We start from the raw sequence: 15,507 nt of genomic DNA, 5'->3' as shown, positions 1-15,507 counted from the left end.
GTTACCGATGCGATGCAGCGGCACGCATCGGCTCCGACAGCCCGCGAGGCTGTCCCGCAGCCCACGACCTCATCATGTCCTTCGATCTCGTCTTCTTCGGCGGCACCGGCGACCTCACCTGGCGCAAGCTGATGCCGGCGCTGTTCCAGGCCTTCCGCCACGGCAAGCTGCCCGAGGGCGGCCGCATCCTGGCCGTGGCCCGCGACGAACGCAGCGACGACGAGTACCGCGCCTTCATCAAGGACCGCTTCGTCGAGGTCGACAGCGCCAAGCGCCCGAGCGACGAGGAGTTCGCGAAGTTCGCCGAGCTGCTGCACTACCGCCGCATGGACCTGTCCAAGCCCGAGCACTACGCCGGCCTGAAGGACTGGATCGACGCGCGCGGTGCCGACACGGCCGTGCTCTACCTGGCCACCAGCCCCTACCTGTTCCCCGTCATCTGCGAGCAGCTGGGCGCCGCCGGCCTGAACGGCCCCAAGGTGCGCGTGGTGCTGGAAAAGCCGCTGGGCCACGATCTGGCCAGCGCGCTCGAGATCAACCGCGTCGTGCGTGCCGTCTTCGACGAGCGCCAGGCCTTCCGCATCGACCACTACCTCGGCAAGCCGGCGGTGCAGAACCTGATGGCGCTGCGCTTCGGCAACGCGCTGTTCGAGCCGCTGTGGAACCGTCAGAGCATCGCCAACATCCAGATCACGCTGGCCGAGAGCCTGGGCGTGGGCACCCGTGGCGACTACTACGACAAGACCGGTGCGCTGCGCGACATGATCCAGAACCATGCGCTGCAGCTGCTGACCATGATCGCGATGGAGCCGCCGTCGTCCAACGACGCCGACGCCATCCGCGACGAGAAGCTCAAGGTGCTGCGCAGCCTCAAGCCCTTCACGCCCGAATGCGTGGCCCGTGACGTGGTGCGCGGCCAGTACAAGGCCGGCGGCATCGGCGGCCAGTCGGTCAACGGCTACCTCGACGAGGTCAAGGTGCCGGCCGGCAGCCACTGCGAGACCTTCGTCGCCATCCGCACCGAGGTGCAGAACTGGCGCTGGGCCGGCGTGCCCTTCTACCTGCGCACCGGCAAGCGCATGGCCGGCCGCGCGGCGCAGATCATCGTCAACTTCCGCGAGGTGCCGCACCCGATCTTCCCGGGCTCGGCGCGCGCCAACAAGCTGGTGATCAAGCTGCAGCCCGAGGACGGCCTGGAGCTGCACCTGCTGGCGGCCAAGGGCGGCGCCCAGGGCGAACAGCTGGCGCCGGTCAGTCTCGACCTGGACTTCGACAAGGCCTTCCCGACCGATCGCGTGGGCGCCTACGAACGCCTGCTGCTCGACGCGATCGCCGGCCGGCTGAACCTGTTCGTCCGCAGCGACGAGCAGGAACAGGCCTGGCGCTGGGTGATGCCCATCCTCGAAGCCTGGGCGAACGACCCGAACGGCCCGCGCGGCTACACCGCCGGCAGCTGGGGCCCGCCGGCCTCCAGCGCGATGGTCGCGCGCGACGGCTACGCCTGGGACGAGGAACAATGAGCGCCGACCGGCCGCGGCACACCGCCACGGCCGGACCCGCGCCTGGGCGGCGCTGCTGCCGCCCGATCTGAGGAGAACAACGATGTCGATGCTCGAACGCGTGCGCGCCTCGATGCCTGCGCTGCCACCGGCCGAGCAACGTGTGGCCAAGCTGCTGCTGTCCGATCCGCGCAGCTTCGCCTCGCTGCCGGTGGCCGAACTGGCCGAGCGGTCCCATGTCAGCAAGCCCACCGTGGTGCGCTTCTGCCGCAGCGTGGGCTATGACGGCCTGGCCGATTTCAAGCTCAAGCTGGCCGGCACCGTCAACGAGGGCGTGCCCTTCGTCCACCGCGCGGTCGACGAGGACGACAAGGCAGGCGACCTGATCGTCAAGGTGATCGACAACGCGGTCGCGGCGATGCTGAAGTACCGCAACAGCGCGACCAGCCATGCCTTCGAGCAGGCGATCGACGCGATGGCCGACAGCGCCCGCAAGCGCCAGCGCATCGAGTTCTACGGTGTCGGCAACTCCGGCATCGTGGCGCAGGATGCGCAGCACAAGCTCTTCCGCCTGGGCATCAACACCGCGGCCTGCAGCGACGGCCATGTGCAGGTGATGAGCGCGACCATGCTCAAGCCCGGCGACTGCGCGGTGATCTTCAGCAACTCCGGCCGCAGCCGTGACCTGCTGGACGCGGCCGACATCGCGCGCCGCAAGGGCGCACGGGTGATCGTGGTGACGGCCAGCGGCTCGCCGCTGGCGCAGTTCGCGCAGAGCCACAACCAGGTGCTGCTGGCGGCCGATCACCCCGAGGACTTCGACCGCTACAGCCCGATGGTCTCGCGGCTGCTGCACCTGATGATCGTCGACATCCTGTCCACCGGCGTGGCGCTCAAGCTGGGCCCGACGCTGCGGCCGCTGATGCAGGAGATCAAGCGCCAGCTGCGGGCCAAGCGCTACGCGATGCCGGGCCAGGACCGCGAGGACGACGCGGACTGAGCGCCCGCGCGCCGCGCCTCAGTCCAGGCCGAGGAGCGGGGCCACGCCGTACATGCGCGCCAGCTCGCCCAGCTTGCCGGGCGCCCCGACCAGCTGCAGGCGATGGCCGCGGGCCTGCAGCGTGCGCTGGCCGTGCAGCAACACGGCGAGCGCCGCACTGTCGAGCTCACGCAGCGCCGTCGCGTCCAGCGCCAGATCGCCCTGGGCACCGTCGAAGACCGGCTGCAGGCGCGCCAGCGTCGCACGGGCCTCGGCCATCGTCAGACGCTCGGGCAGGGCTGCGGCAAGGGTCGGGGCAAGGCTCATCGTCAGGCTCCGTGTTCCGGGGGTCAGGCGCGGCTCAGCCCTTGCCGCCCGCGGCCTTGGCGTTGCGCTCGACCAGCTTGGCGATCAGGTTGTCGATGCCACCGGCGTTGAGCTCCTGCGCGAACTGCGAGCGGTAGCTGCCGACCAGCCAGATGCCGCCGACATTGACGTCGATGACCTTCCAGCTCTCGCCGGCCGGCTCCATCCGGTAGTCGAGCTTGACCGGCTCGCCCTTGCCGACGACGACCTGCGACTGCACGACGACCTGCTTGCTGCCGGCCACCGGCAGCGTCTTCAGGATCTCGACGTTGGCGTCCTTGATCTGCGTGAGCGCACCGGCGTAGACCCGCACCAGCAACGTCTTGAACTCGGCCTGCAGCTTCGTGCGCTGCTCGGCGGTGGCGCCGCGCCACTGCGGACCGACGGCCGAGCGGGTCATCACCTCGAAGTTCAGCGCCGGCATCACCTTGGCATCGACCAGCGTGATGATCTTGTGGATGTCGCCCGCCTGGATGGCCTTGTCGGCCTTGGCCGCGGCGATGACCTCACCGGAGATCTGGCGCACCAGCGCATCGGGAGCGGTCTCGGCGGCGTGGGCGGCCAGCGGCACGGCCAGCGCACCGGCGGTGGCCACGCCGAGGGCGAGTTGCAGGCCGAGGGTCAGACGGGCGACGAGGGGCTTGTACATGGTCTTGGATCCTGAACGGACAGAGGGTCCGACGTCCACAACGCGCGGGCAGCGCATCCGGTGCACGACGGCGGAGCGGATCAGCGGATCAGCGGGCAACGGAGGCGGCAGCGGCCGGTGCGGAGGCGGATGCCGCCGGGGCCGGGGCCGGCTCGGAGTCGCCCGGATCGTCGAAGCTCTCCAGCGGGGCGACCGGCACGGCGCCATCCAGCACCTGGTCGAGCCGGCGCTGCAGCCAGGCGTCGCGCATGAAGCTGTAGCGGTCCAGGGCGACCTGGTCGAGCAGGCCGGTGGTGTCGAGCAGGCCGGCGCGGGTGTCGACCAGGCGCAGGCCGGTGGTGCCGTAGCGCAGCGCCTCGCGCTCGATGCGCTGGGTCGGGTAGCTCGCGTAGTCCAGCACCAGGCCACCGGTGTCACGCAGCGTCGACGGGCCCAGCACCGGCAGCACCAGATACGGCCCCGCACCGACGCCCCAGCGGCCCAGCGTCTGGCCGAAATCCTCGCTGCGGCGCGGCAGGCCGAGGTCGGTGGCGAAGTCCAGCACGCCGCCCAGGCCGAAGGCGGTGTTGGTGAGGAAGCGCATCCCCATCTTCACCCCGTCCTCGCCCTTGCCCTGCATCAGGTGGTTGGCCGCCGACCACAGGTCGCCGAGGTTGCCGAAGAAGTTGCCGATCCCGGTGCGCACCAGTTGAGGCACGGCGGCACGGTAGCCTTCGGCCACCGGCTGCATCAGATGGCGGTCCAGCACATCGTTGAAGGCGAAGACCTTGCGGTTCCAGGACTCCCAGGGATCGGCCGACCGCACACCGGCCGTGGCCGATCGCTCCGACGGAGCGGTGGTCTGGGCGCCCGCCTGCGCGCAGGCCGGGCCGACACCCGCCGCCAGCGCCATCAGCGATGCCAGCGCGGCCGTGCGCAGGCGGCGTTGCATGGCGCCGCCGACCGTGCGGGACACCGGCGCACCGCAGCCGCGGCGCGGCATCACTGGGCGCCCTCGGCGGCCGCGCCGCTGCTGCCAGCGTCCGCCGCCTTGCCGGTCATGAACTGGCCGATCAGGTTCTCCAGCACGACGGCCGACTGGGTCTGCGCGATGGTCTCGCCTTCGGCCAGGCTGGCATCGTCGCCACCGGGCTCCAGGCCGATGTACTGGTCGCCGAGCAGGCCGGCGGTCAGGATCTTGGCCACCGTGTCCTTCGGGAACTGGTAGGTGCGCTGGACATGCAGCGTGACCACGCCCTGGAAGGTCTTGGGATCCAGGCGGACGCTGTCGATGCGGCCGACGACCACACCCGCCGAACGCACCGGCGCCCGCGCCTTGAGGCCGCCGATGTTGTCGAAGCGGGCCTGCAGCGTGTAGGTGTCACCGCCGGAGAAGCTGGCCAGGTTGGCGGCCTTCAGCGCGATGAAGACCAGGGCGGCCGCACCGAGCAGCACGAACAGGCCGACCAGGATCTCGAGGTTTCGTTTTGCCATCGTCATCATCGCGTCGCCACGGCGGCACGGAGGCCGGCTGCCGGGAGACGCGTCCATCTCGTGGTACCAGTGGATCGGAAGCGGAAAGACCCCGGGTACCACGGGGTCGGAGGATCCGACGCGAGGGCGGCAGGACCGCCAGCGCCAGCGGCTCAGCGCGGCGACGAGAACATCAGCGCGGTCAGCAGGAAGTCCATGCTCAGCACCGCCAGCGACGAGGTCACGACGGTGCGGGTGGTGGCGTAGGCGACGCCTTCGGGCGTCGCCTCGGTCTCGTGGCCCTGGTAGAGCGCCACGGCCGTGCAGATCACGCCGAACACCGCGCTCTTGACGACCCCGTTGCCGACATCGCGCCAGATGTCGACGCCATTTTGCTGGATCGACCAGAAGTTGCCGGCGTCCACGCCGATCAGACCGACCGCCACCAGCCAGGCGCCGATGATGCCCACGGCCGAGAACAGGATGGCCAACAGCGGCATCGCGATCACGCCGCCGAGGAAGCGGGGGGCCAGCACGCGCACGCGCGGATCGATGGCCATCAGCTCCATCGCGGCGATCTGCTCACCGGCCTTCATCAGGCCGATCTCGGCCGTCAGCGAGGTGCCGGCGCGGCCGGCGAACAACAAGGCGGTGACCACCGGCCCGAGCTCGCGCACCAGCGAGAGGTTGACGATCAGGCCCAGCGACTCGGTCGCGCCGTAGGTGACCAGCGCGTAGTACATCTGCAGCGCCAGCACGAAGCCCACCGCCAGCCCGGACGCCAGGATGATCACCAGCGACCGGTTGCCGATGGCGTGGATCTGGGCGACGACGAGGCCGAAGCGCCGCAGCGCCGCCGGCACCGCACGCAGCAGCGAGAAGAAGAACAGGGCCGCGTGGCCCCAGCCGGCCAGCAGGCGCAGCACGGCAGCCCCGATGGCCGCGACGCGGTCGATCATGCGCGGCCTCCGTCAGCGGCACGGGCCAGACCGAAATCGACCGCGATCTCGGGCGCCGGATAGTGGAACTTGACCGGCCCGTCGGGCTCGCCGCGCACGAACTGGCGCACCTCCGGATCGGTGGACGCCATCAGCTCGGCCGGCGTGCCCTGGGCGACGACGCGGCCACCGGTGGCCAGCAGCACCACCCAGTCGGAGATGGCCATGCACTCGGGCACATCGTGGCTGATCAGCAGCGTGGTGGCGCCGGTGACGTCGTTGAGCGTGCGGATCAGCTTGGCCGCCACGCCCATGCTGATCAGATCGAGACCGGCGAAGGGCTCGTCATACATGATCAGCTCAGGGTCGAGGGCGATGGCGCGGGCCAGCGCGATGCGCCGCGCCATGCCGCCGGAGACCTCGGAGATCTTCAGGCCCGCGGCACCGCGCAGTCCGACGGCATTGAGCTTCATCAGCACGACGTCGCGGATCATCGACTCGCTCAGGTCGCTCATCTCGCGCAGCGGGAAGGCGACGTTGTCGAAGACCGACAGGTCGGTGAACAGGGCGCCGAACTGGAACAGCATGCCCAGCCGCCGGCGCAAGCGGTAGAGCTGGGCCTGATCGCGCGTGTCGATCAGCTCGCCGTCGAACACCACACGTCCGCTGTTGGGTGCGTGCACGCCGCCGATCAGGCGCAGCAGCGTGGTCTTGCCACAGCCGGAATTGCCCAGCACCGACGTGACCTGGCCTCGCTGGAAGCGCAGGCTCAGGTCGTTGAGGATCAGACGCCGCTCGTCATAGCCGAACGTGACGTGGTCGATCTCGATGAAGGCGTCGGAGCTCAAGGGTGGGACGGCGGGGCGCATGGCGACCGCTGCGGACGAAGACCGCAGATGTCCGCATACCCCCTGGAATGCTGGTTGCCACGGATTGTGGCACGGGGTCCGCACGGGCGCGTGAACGCGGGGTGAGGGGCTCGCCAAGAATGACGAAGGCCGGTCCAGGGACCGGCCTCGATGAAGGGACCGGGCCCTGGGGCCCGTCCGTCGGTGGCGCGCGGATCAGCGCGGCAGCGTGGTCTCGCCCATCAGGAAACGGTCGACCTCACGCGCGGCCTGACGGCCCTCGCGGATGGCCCAGACCACCAGCGACTGGCCACGGCGCATGTCGCCGGCGACGAACACCTTGTCGGCGTTGGTCTTGTAGCCGCCCAGGTCGTCGGTACCGGCCTTGGCATTGCCACGGGCGTCCTTGTCGACACCGAAGGCTTCCAGCACCGGCGCCAGCGGGTTGGTGAAACCCATGGCCAGCAGCACCAGATCGGCCTTGTATTCCTTCTCGGTGCCCGGGATCTCGACGAGCTTGCCGCCCTCGAACTTCACGCCCACGGTCTTCAGGGCCGTGACCTTGCCACCCTTCTTGCCATCGCCGACGAACTCCTTGGTGGAGATCGCGAACTCGCGCACGCAGCCCTCGTCATGGCTGGACGAGGTGCGCAGCTTGATCGGCCAGTACGGCCAGGTCAGCGACTTGTTCTCGCTGACCGGCGGCTCGGGCATGACCTCGAACTGGGTGACGCTGGCCGCACCGTGGCGGTTGCTGGTGCCCACGCAGTCGCTGCCGGTGTCACCACCGCCGATGACGATCACGTGCTTGCCGTCGGCGCGCAGCTGGCCCTTGAGCTTGTCGCCCGCGTTGACCTTGTTCTGCTGCGGCAGGAACTCCATCGCGAAATGGATGCCGTCCAGATCGCGGCCCGGCACCGGCAGGTCGCGGCTCTGCTCGGAGCCACCGGCCAGCACGACGGCGTCGAACTGCGCCTTCAGCTCCTCGGCGCTGATGACGGTCTTGGCGTCGTTGGTGACCTTGGCACCCGCGCCCTCGGTCGGCATGGCACCGATCAGGGTGGAGGTCTTGAACACCACGCCCTCGGCTTCCATCTGCGCCACGCGGCGGTCGATGTGGCTCTTCTCGAGCTTGAAGTCGGGGATGCCGTAGCGCAGCAGGCCGCCCAGACGGCTGTTCTTCTCGAACACCGTCACGTCGTGGCCGGCACGCGCCAGCTGCTGGGCCGCGGCCAGGCCGGCCGGACCGGAGCCGATGACGGCGACCTTCTTGCCGGTCTTGCGGGCGGCCGCCTGCGGCTTGACCCAGCCCTCGGCCCAGGCGCGGTCGATGATCGCGTGCTCGATCGACTTGATGCCGATGGCGTCGCCGTTGATGTTGGCCACGCAGGCGGCCTCGCACGGCGCCGGGCAGATGCGACCGGTGAACTCGGGGAAGTTGTTCGTGCTGTGCAGCGTGGTGATGGCCTCGGCCCAGTCACCGCGATACACCAGGTCGTTGAAGTCCGGGATGATGTTGTTGACCGGGCAGCCGTTGTTGCAGAACGGCGTGCCGCAGTCCATGCAGCGCGCACCCTGGACCTTCGCCTGCTCGGGGGTCAGCCCGATGACGAATTCCTTGTAGTTCCTGACGCGCTTGTCGGCCGGTTCGTAGCCCTCTTCCAGGCGCTCGAACTCCATGAAGCCGGTGACTTTTCCCATGATGCTCTTCCTGTGATCTGTCGCTCGGGTGCGGGCTTACTTGGCGGCCGGAGCCTTGACCGCGGCGGCGGCCTTGGGCTCACCCTTGGCCTTGGCGATGGTCTCGCCGGTGGCCTTGGCGGCGTTGATCTCACCCAGCGCGCGCTTGTACTCGTGCGGGAAGACCTTGACGAACTTCTGGCGTGCGGCCGCCCAGTCGTCGAGGATCTCGCGCGCACGCAGCGAGCCGGTCCAGCTGTGGTGCTGCTCGATCAGCTTCTTCAGCAGGGCCTCGTCGGTCTCGCCCTTGTGCCAGATGGCGCGGTCGACCGATGCTTCCTGCTCGGCCGCCGACAGCACCTTGTCGAGGGCGACCTGGGCCGTGTTGCAGCGCTTGGCGAACTGGCCGTCCTCGTCGTAGACATAGGCCACGCCACCGCTCATGCCGGCGGCGAAGTTGCGGCCGGTCTTGCCCAGCACGACGGCGGTGCCGCCGGTCATGTACTCGCAGCCGTGGTCGCCGGTGCCCTCGACCACCGTGGTGGCGCCCGACAGGCGGACGGCGAAACGCTCGCCGGCCACGCCGCGGAAGAAGGCCTCGCCGCTGGTGGCGCCGAACAGCACCGTGTTGCCGACGATGATGTTCTTGCTCGCGTCACCGCGGAAGTCGATCGACGGACGCACGACGATGCGGCCACCCGACAGGCCCTTGCCGGTGTAGTCGTTGGCCTCGCCGATCAGGTACAGCGAGATGCCCGGGGCCAGGAAGGCACCGAAGCTCTGGCCGCCCGTGCCCTCCATCTGGATGAAGATGGACTGGTCCGGCAGACCTTCCGGACGGTGCTTGATCAGCTCGCCGGACAGCATGGTGCCGACCGTGCGGTTGACGTTGCGCACGTCCTGCATGAACTGCACCTTCTCGCCCCTCAGGATGGCGGGTTGGCACTTCTCGATCAGCTGCACGTCCAGCGCCTTGTCCAGGCCATGGTCCTGGTCGGCGACCTGGCGACGCGGCACGTCGGCCGGCACGGCCGGCAGATGGAACACCTTGCTGAAGTCCAGGCCCTTGGCCTTCCAGTGGGTGATGGCCTTGCGGGTGTCCAGCAGGTCCGCACGGCCGACCAGCTCGTCGAAGCTGCGGATGCCCAGCTGGGCCATGATCTGGCGCGCTTCCTCGGCGACGAAGAAGAAGTAGTTCACCACGTGCTCGGGCTTGCCCGAGAACTTGGCGCGCAGCGTCGGATCCTGCGTGGCCACGCCCACCGGGCAGGTGTTCAGGTGGCACTTGCGCATCATGATGCAGCCCTCGACCACCAGCGGCGCGGTGGCGAAGCCGAACTCGTCGGCGCCCAGCAGCGCGCCGATGACGACGTCGCGGCCGGTCTTCATCTGGCCGTCGGCCTGCACCCGCACACGGGCCCGCAGGCGGTTCAGCACCAGGGTCTGCTGCGTCTCGGCCAGGCCCAGCTCCCACGGCGTGCCGCAGTGCTTGATCGAGCTCCACGGCGAGGCGCCGGTGCCACCGTCATGGCCGGCGATCACGATGTGGTCGCTCTTGCACTTGGCCACGCCCGCGGCGATGGTGCCCACGCCCACTTCCGACACCAGCTTGGTGCTGATGCTGGCGCGCGGGTTGGCGTTCTTCAGATCGTGGATCAGTTGGGCCAGATCCTCGATCGAGTAGATGTCGTGGTGCGGCGGCGGGCTGATCAGGCCGACGCCCGGCACCGAGTAACGCAGGAAACCGATGTACTCGGAGACCTTGCCGCCCGGCAGCTGGCCGCCCTCGCCCGGCTTGGCACCCTGGGCCATCTTGATCTGGATCTGGTCGGCCGAGACCAGGTATTCGGTCGTGACGCCGAACCGGCCCGAGGCCACCTGCTTGATCTTCGAGCGCAGGCTGTCACCGTCCTTCATCTCGTAGTCGGCCGCGATGACCGACTGTCCGACGACGTCCGACACCTTGGTGCCAGCGGTGATCTTGATGCCCTTGAGCTCGTTGCGGTAGCGCGCCGGATCCTCGCCGCCCTCACCGGTGTTGGACTTGCCGCCGATGCGGTTCATCGCCAGCGCCAGCGTCGAGTGGGCCTCGGTCGAGATCGAGCCCAGCGACATCGCACCGGTGGCGAAGCGCTTGACGATCTCGGCCGCCGGCTCGACCTCTTCCAGCGGAATCGCCTTGGACGGATCGATCTTGAACTCGAACAGGCCGCGCAGCGTCAGGTGACGCTTGCTCTGGTCGTTGATGAGCTGCGCGTATTCCTTGTAGGTCTCGAACTTGCCCGAGCGCGTGCTGTGCTGCAGCTTGGCGATCGCGTCCGGCGTCCACATGTGCTCCTCGCCACGGGCGCGCCAGGCGTACTCGCCGCCGGCCTCCAGGGCGTTGGCCAGCACCGGATCGTCGCCGAAGGCGGCACGGTGCATGCGCAGGGCTTCCTCGGCCACCTCGAACACGCCGATGCCGGCCACCTGCGTGGCGGTGCCGCGGAAGTACTTCTGGACGAAGGTCTTCTCCAGGCCGATCGCCTCGAACAGCTGGGCGCCGCAGTAGCTCATGTACGTCGACACGCCCATCTTGGACATGATCTTCGACAGGCCCTTGCCGATCGCCTTGACGTAGTTGTAGATCGCCTTGTCGGCCGACAGATCGCCCGGCAGCGTCTGGTGCAGGTCGACCAGGGTCTCCATCGCCAGATAGGGATGCACGGCCTCGGCGCCGTAGCCGGCCAGCACGGCGAAGTGGTGCACCTCGCGCGCCGAGCCGGTCTCGACCACCAGGCCGGCGGTCGTGCGCAGGCCCTCGCGCACCAGATGGTGGTGCACGGCCGACAGCGCCAGCAGCGCCGGGATCGCCACCTGGGTGCGGCTCATCGCCCGGTCGGTGATGATCAGGATGTTGTGGCCGCTCTTGAGCGCGTCCACGGCCTCGGCGCACAGGCTGGCCAGCTTGGCCTCGACGCCCTCACGGCCCCAGCCCAGCGGGTAGGTGATGTCGAGCTCGTAGCTCTTGAACTTGCCGTGGGTGCTGGCGGCGATGTTGCGCAGACGCGCCATGCCGGCGAAGTCCAGCACCGGCTGGTGCACCTCGAGGCGCATCGGCGGGTTGACCGCGTTGATGTCCAGCAGGTTCGGCTTCGGGCCGATGAAGCTGTTGAGCGACATCACGATGGCCTCGCGGATCGGATCGATCGGCGGGTTCGTGACCTGGGCGAACAGCTGCTTGAAGTAGTTGTAGAGCGGCTTGTCCTTGCTCGACAGCACGGCCAGCGGGCTGTCGTTGCCCATCGAGCCGATCGCCTCCTCGCCGGCGGCGGCCATCGGCGCCAGCAGGAACTTGACGTCCTCCTGGGTCATGCCGAAGGCCTGCTGGCGGTCGAGCAGCGACTCGGCGACGGCCGGCGCGGCCGCGCCAGGGGTCAGGTCTTCCAGCTTGACGCGGACGTTCTCGATCCACTGACGGTACGGACGGGCCGACGCGTACTGGTTCTTCAGTTCCTCGTCGTCGACGATGCGGCCCTGCTCGAAGTCGATCAGGAACATCTTGCCCGGCTGCAGACGCCACTTCTTGACGATCTTGTTCTCGGGGAAGGGCAGCGTGCCCGACTCCGAGGCCATGACCACCAGGTCGTCGTCGGTGACGATGTAGCGGGCCGGGCGCAGGCCGTTGCGATCCAGCGTGGCGCCGATCTGCTTGCCGTCGGTGAAGACCATCGCGGCCGGGCCGTCCCACGGCTCGATCATCGCGGCGTGGTACTCGTAGAAGGCACGGCGGCGCTCGTCCATCAGCTCATGGTTCTCCCAGGCTTCCGGGATCATCATCATGGCCGCGTGCGCGAGCGGGTAGCCCGACATCGTCAGCAGCTCGAGCGCGTTGTCGAAAGTGGCCGTGTCGGACTGGCCTTCGAAGCTGATCGGATACAGCTTCTTCAGGTCGTCGCCGAGCACCGGGCTCTTCATCACGCCTTCGCGGGCGCGCATCCAGTTGAAGTTGCCCTTGACGGTGTTGATCTCACCGTTGTGGGCCACCATCCGGTACGGGTGGGCCAGCGGCCACTCCGGGAAGGTGTTGGTCGAGAAGCGCTGGTGCACCAGGGCCAGGGCCGAGACGGTGCGCGCGTCCTGCAGGTCCAGGTAGTAGGTGCCGACCTGATCGGCCAGCAGCAGGCCCTTGTAGATGATCGTGCGGCAGCTCATGCTGGGCACGTAGTACTCGTGGCTGTGCGTCAGCTGCAGCTTCTGGATCGCGGCGCTGGCCGTCTTGCGGATCACGTACAGCTTGCGCTCGAGCGCGTCCGGCACGATCACGTCGGCGCCGCGGCCGATGAAGATCTGGCGGATCACCGGCTCCTTCTCGCGCACGGCCGGGGACATCGGCATGTCCTTGTTGACCGGCACGTCGCGCCAGCCCAGCAGCACCTGGCCCTCGGCCTTGACGGCGCGCTCGAGCTCGTGCTCACAGGCCAGACGGCTGGCGTGCTCCTTCGGCAGGAAGATCATGCCGACGCCGTACTCGCCCGGGGGCGGCAGGGTCACGCCCTGGACGGCCATCTCGGCGCGGAAGAACTCGTCCGGGATCTGGATCAGGATGCCGGCACCGTCGCCCATCAGCGCATCGGCACCGACGGCGCCCCGGTGGTCCAGGTTCTCCAGGATCTTCAGGCCGCCTGCGACGATGCTGTGCGCCTTGTGGCCCTTGATGTGGGCGACGAAGCCGACGCCACAGGCGTCCTTCTCGCGAGCCGGGTCGTACAGACCTTGTTCGGCCAGGGCCCGGATCTCCGCGGCGGTGGCGCCGGCCGGGACCGGCAGGGCTTGGGGGTTCTGGGCGATGGACGAGCTCATCGGACGCTCCTGCGCAATCTACGTGGGGGTGCGGAATTTACTGCGCTGCAGCGCGGGCCACAAGCGACATTAAATGGGGTCAGACCCTTTTTCATTCAGGATCTCCGCGTCCCTCGGACGTTAATGGGGACAGATCAAAACGTCGAGGGGCGGGGTGGGGACACAGCAAGCTTCAGGCCGTGTCCGGACGCACCTTCACGGGGCGCCCGCGCGGACGGGGCGCCAGGGGCCGGTCTCCGGCACGGGCAGCCAGGGCCTGCACCCAGTCGTCCTCGCCGCAGGCCCAGCCATGGCGGGCCGCACGGGTCAGGGACTGCAGGCGGGCCGCGCCCTGCCCTTCCAGCAAGCAGGCCCGGTAGGCCGCCTCCCGCTCGAACGGCGTGTTGCCCAAGGCCCAGTAACCCGGCACCGGGCTGAGCAGCGGATCGCGCAGCCAGCCCAGATGGTGGTGCGCGCTGCTGCGCGGCGGCTCGTCGGCCGCGGGCAGCACCGGGCCACCCCGCCGGCCGGCATGCCCGTCGATGAACAGCAGCGCCTGCAACGACCACGCGCCCGGCTGCAGGACGGCCGCACGGAAGCGGCCGGCCCACAGGCTGCCACTGCTGCCGTGGCGCCGGTTGTAGCCGGCGACATAGCGCCGGCCGAAGTCCTGCATCGCACGGCCGAGCGCGTCATCGGTGGCGGGCGTGACCAGCAGATGCAGATGGTCGTCGGCCAGCGTCCAGGCATGAACGGCCACGCCGTGCAGGCGCACCGCCTCACGCAAGGCCGTCAGCAGCGCCTGGCGGTCGATCTCGTCCGGCGCGATGACCCGTCCACTGTGACCGTGGAGGCTGACCAGATGGGGCAGTCCGTGCAGGACAAGTCGGGGCAGTCGGGCCATGGAACGGAGGCGAGGAGGACAGTCGTCGGCCAAGCGGGCCGCACGCGGGTCGAGGGCGCACCGGTGGCGACGCCCGGGGGATCCGCCGCCGGCCCCGGCCATCGGCCCTGCCGGCCGGCAGAGTCGTCAGGGCTCAGAGATCGAGCAGCGTCTGCCCGGGCGCCGGCTGGGAGGCCGCCAGCTCGGCGAACAGGTCCCGGCCGGTCAGCCGGGCATGCTCGCGGCCGGCGTAGCGGTCGGTCATGCCAGCGATGTAATCGGCCACCGCGCGGGCGCGATCCTCGCGCCGGGCATGCTCGGCCGGCATCTCCTGCGGCGCAGCCTGGTAGGCCTCGAACAGCTCGCGCAGCACCCGGCGGGCGATGTCGGTCGTGCGCGTGACCTGCGGATGGCGGTAGAGCCAGGCGAACAGCCAGCGCTTGATCGTCGCCGTCTCCTCGGCCATCGGCGCGGAGAAACCGACCAGGCGCGGCAGCGCGCGCACCGCATCGGGGCTGTCCGGCCGGTGCTCGGCCAGGCGGGCCGCGGTGGCGGCGACCAGATCGTGCACCTGGTCGGACAACAGGCGGCGCAGCAGCTCCGACAACAGGCGCCGACCACCGAGCTGCGGATGCCGCGCCAGCACCTCGGCCTGCAGCCGCGCGATCGGCGCCAGGGCCTGCAGATCGTCGAGCGTCAGCAGGCCGGAACGCACGCCGTCATCGATGTCGTGGGCGTTGTAGGCGATGGTGTCGGCCAGATCGCAGAGCTGGGCCTCCAGCGCCGGCCGCGTGCCATCGAGGAAGCGTCGGCCGACCCCGCCCGGCTCCTCGGCCTCCAGCCATTCGGCATCGCGCCGGCTGCAGTGCTTGAGCAGGCCTTCACGGGCCTCGAAGCTCAGGTTCAGGCCATCGAAGGACGCATAGCGCTGCTCCAGCCGATCGACCACGCGCAGGCTCTGCAGGTTGTGCTCGAAGCCGCCGTGGTCGGCCATGCAGGCATGCAGCGCATCCTGTCCGGCATGGCCGAACGGGGTATGGCCGAGGTCGTGGCCGAGGGCGATGGCCTCGGTCAGGTCCTCGTTCAGGCCCAGGCTGCGGGCCATGGTGCGCGCCAGCTGGGCCACCTCCAGCGAATGCGTCAAGCGGGTGCGGAACAGGTCGCCCTCGTGGTTGAGGAAGACCTGGGTCTTGTAGACCAGGCGCCGGAAAGCGGTGGAGTGGACGATGCGGTCGCGGTCGCGCTGGTGCTCGTCCCGATCCCAGGCCGTCGGCTCCGGGTGGCGGCGGCCGCGGCTGCGACGCGCGTCGCAGGCCCAGGGGGCGAGCACGCGGTCGGCGGGGGCCCAGACGGCGCCAGACCCAGGGCCGCCCTGCCCGGCAGGACGGGCCG

At 69.4% G+C, this 15,507-nt stretch carries 12 protein-coding genes; 2 read left to right on the top strand and 10 right to left on the bottom strand.

The window, feature by feature from the left end; all coding sequences use genetic code 11:
* Positions 1–74 precede the first annotated feature (74 nt).
* Positions 75–1,520, top strand: a complete 1,446-nt coding sequence (zwf, locus tag AACH11_RS01800; protein ID WP_341372475.1) for a glucose-6-phosphate dehydrogenase — start codon at positions 75–77, stop codon at positions 1,518–1,520.
* 88 nt (positions 1,521–1,608) lie between these two features.
* A complete protein-coding gene (locus AACH11_RS01795; protein WP_341372639.1) occupies positions 1,609–2,499 on the top strand; it encodes a MurR/RpiR family transcriptional regulator in 891 nt (296 codons plus the stop codon).
* Between the two features lie 18 nt (positions 2,500–2,517).
* On the opposite strand, the gene AACH11_RS01790 is transcribed toward AACH11_RS01795, so the two are convergent.
* From AACH11_RS01790 to AACH11_RS01745, 10 genes are all read right to left on the bottom strand, one after another.
* A complete protein-coding gene (locus tag AACH11_RS01790; protein ID WP_341372474.1) occupies positions 2,518–2,805 on the bottom strand; it encodes an STAS domain-containing protein in 288 nt (95 codons plus the stop codon).
* A gap of 34 nt (positions 2,806–2,839) precedes the next feature.
* Positions 2,840–3,493 (bottom strand): MlaC/ttg2D family ABC transporter substrate-binding protein, encoded by a 654-nt coding sequence (locus AACH11_RS01785; protein WP_341372473.1) that lies wholly within the window; start codon positions 3,491–3,493, stop codon positions 2,840–2,842.
* 88 nt (positions 3,494–3,581) lie between these two features.
* Entirely contained in the window at positions 3,582–4,424 is an 843-nt protein-coding gene (locus tag AACH11_RS01780) for an MlaA family lipoprotein (protein ID WP_341372472.1), read from the bottom strand.
* Positions 4,425–4,474: 50 nt separating this feature from the next.
* Positions 4,475–4,966: an outer membrane lipid asymmetry maintenance protein MlaD gene (mlaD, locus tag AACH11_RS01775; protein ID WP_341372471.1), complete on the bottom strand. Its 492-nt coding sequence runs from the start codon at positions 4,964–4,966 to the stop codon at positions 4,475–4,477.
* Positions 4,967–5,118: 152 nt separating this feature from the next.
* Complete coding sequence (mlaE, locus tag AACH11_RS01770) at positions 5,119–5,904, bottom strand: lipid asymmetry maintenance ABC transporter permease subunit MlaE (protein ID WP_341372470.1); 786 nt, start codon at positions 5,902–5,904, stop codon at positions 5,119–5,121.
* Positions 5,901–6,752: an ABC transporter ATP-binding protein gene (locus tag AACH11_RS01765; RefSeq protein ID WP_341372469.1), complete on the bottom strand. Its 852-nt coding sequence runs from the start codon at positions 6,750–6,752 to the stop codon at positions 5,901–5,903. The genes mlaE and AACH11_RS01765 overlap by 4 nt, the downstream gene beginning before the upstream one ends.
* A 195-nt stretch (positions 6,753–6,947) precedes the next feature.
* Positions 6,948–8,432 carry a glutamate synthase subunit beta gene (locus tag AACH11_RS01760; RefSeq protein ID WP_341372468.1) on the bottom strand — a complete coding sequence of 495 codons (1,485 nt, stop codon included), beginning with the start codon at positions 8,430–8,432 and terminating at the stop codon, positions 6,948–6,950.
* A gap of 36 nt (positions 8,433–8,468) precedes the next feature.
* Complete coding sequence (locus AACH11_RS01755) at positions 8,469–13,253, bottom strand: glutamate synthase-related protein (protein ID WP_341372467.1); 4,785 nt, start codon at positions 13,251–13,253, stop codon at positions 8,469–8,471.
* 172 nt (positions 13,254–13,425) lie between these two features.
* On the bottom strand, positions 13,426–14,136 hold the full coding sequence (locus tag AACH11_RS01750) for a transposase (RefSeq protein WP_341372466.1): 711 nt from the start codon (positions 14,134–14,136) through the stop codon (positions 13,426–13,428).
* A gap of 133 nt (positions 14,137–14,269) precedes the next feature.
* Entirely contained in the window at positions 14,270–15,445 is a 1,176-nt protein-coding gene (locus AACH11_RS01745) for a deoxyguanosinetriphosphate triphosphohydrolase (RefSeq protein ID WP_341372465.1), read from the bottom strand.
* Positions 15,446–15,507: the final 62 nt, after the last annotated feature.

Origin of the sequence: Pseudaquabacterium rugosum, assembly GCF_038066575.1 — a bacterium.
Taxonomy (GTDB): Bacteria; Pseudomonadota; Gammaproteobacteria; order Burkholderiales; family Burkholderiaceae_C; genus Pseudaquabacterium; species Pseudaquabacterium rugosum.
Note: the sequence above shows the minus strand (reverse complement) of the source record. Positions and strands in the feature narration are given on the sequence as shown.

Bases quoted from the DNA above. Each gene is read 5' to 3' on its own strand.
- zwf (WP_341372475.1), top strand. From the start codon at position 75: ATGTCCTTCGATCTCGTCTTCTTCGGCGGCACCGGCGACCTCACCTGG.
- AACH11_RS01795 (WP_341372639.1), top strand. From the start codon at position 1,609: ATGCTCGAACGCGTGCGCGCCTCGATGCCTGCGCTGCCACCGGCCGAG.
- AACH11_RS01790 (WP_341372474.1), bottom strand. From the start codon at position 2,805: ATGAGCCTTGCCCCGACCCTTGCCGCAGCCCTGCCCGAGCGTCTGACG.
- AACH11_RS01785 (WP_341372473.1), bottom strand. From the start codon at position 3,493: ATGTACAAGCCCCTCGTCGCCCGTCTGACCCTCGGCCTGCAACTCGCC.
- AACH11_RS01780 (WP_341372472.1), bottom strand. From the start codon at position 4,424: ATGCAACGCCGCCTGCGCACGGCCGCGCTGGCATCGCTGATGGCGCTG.
- mlaD (WP_341372471.1), bottom strand. From the start codon at position 4,966: ATGGCAAAACGAAACCTCGAGATCCTGGTCGGCCTGTTCGTGCTGCTC.
- mlaE (WP_341372470.1), bottom strand. From the start codon at position 5,904: ATGATCGACCGCGTCGCGGCCATCGGGGCTGCCGTGCTGCGCCTGCTG.
- AACH11_RS01765 (WP_341372469.1), bottom strand. From the start codon at position 6,752: ATGCGCCCCGCCGTCCCACCCTTGAGCTCCGACGCCTTCATCGAGATC.
- AACH11_RS01760 (WP_341372468.1), bottom strand. From the start codon at position 8,432: ATGGGAAAAGTCACCGGCTTCATGGAGTTCGAGCGCCTGGAAGAGGGC.
- AACH11_RS01755 (WP_341372467.1), bottom strand. From the start codon at position 13,253: ATGAGCTCGTCCATCGCCCAGAACCCCCAAGCCCTGCCGGTCCCGGCC.
- AACH11_RS01750 (WP_341372466.1), bottom strand. From the start codon at position 14,136: ATGGCCCGACTGCCCCGACTTGTCCTGCACGGACTGCCCCATCTGGTC.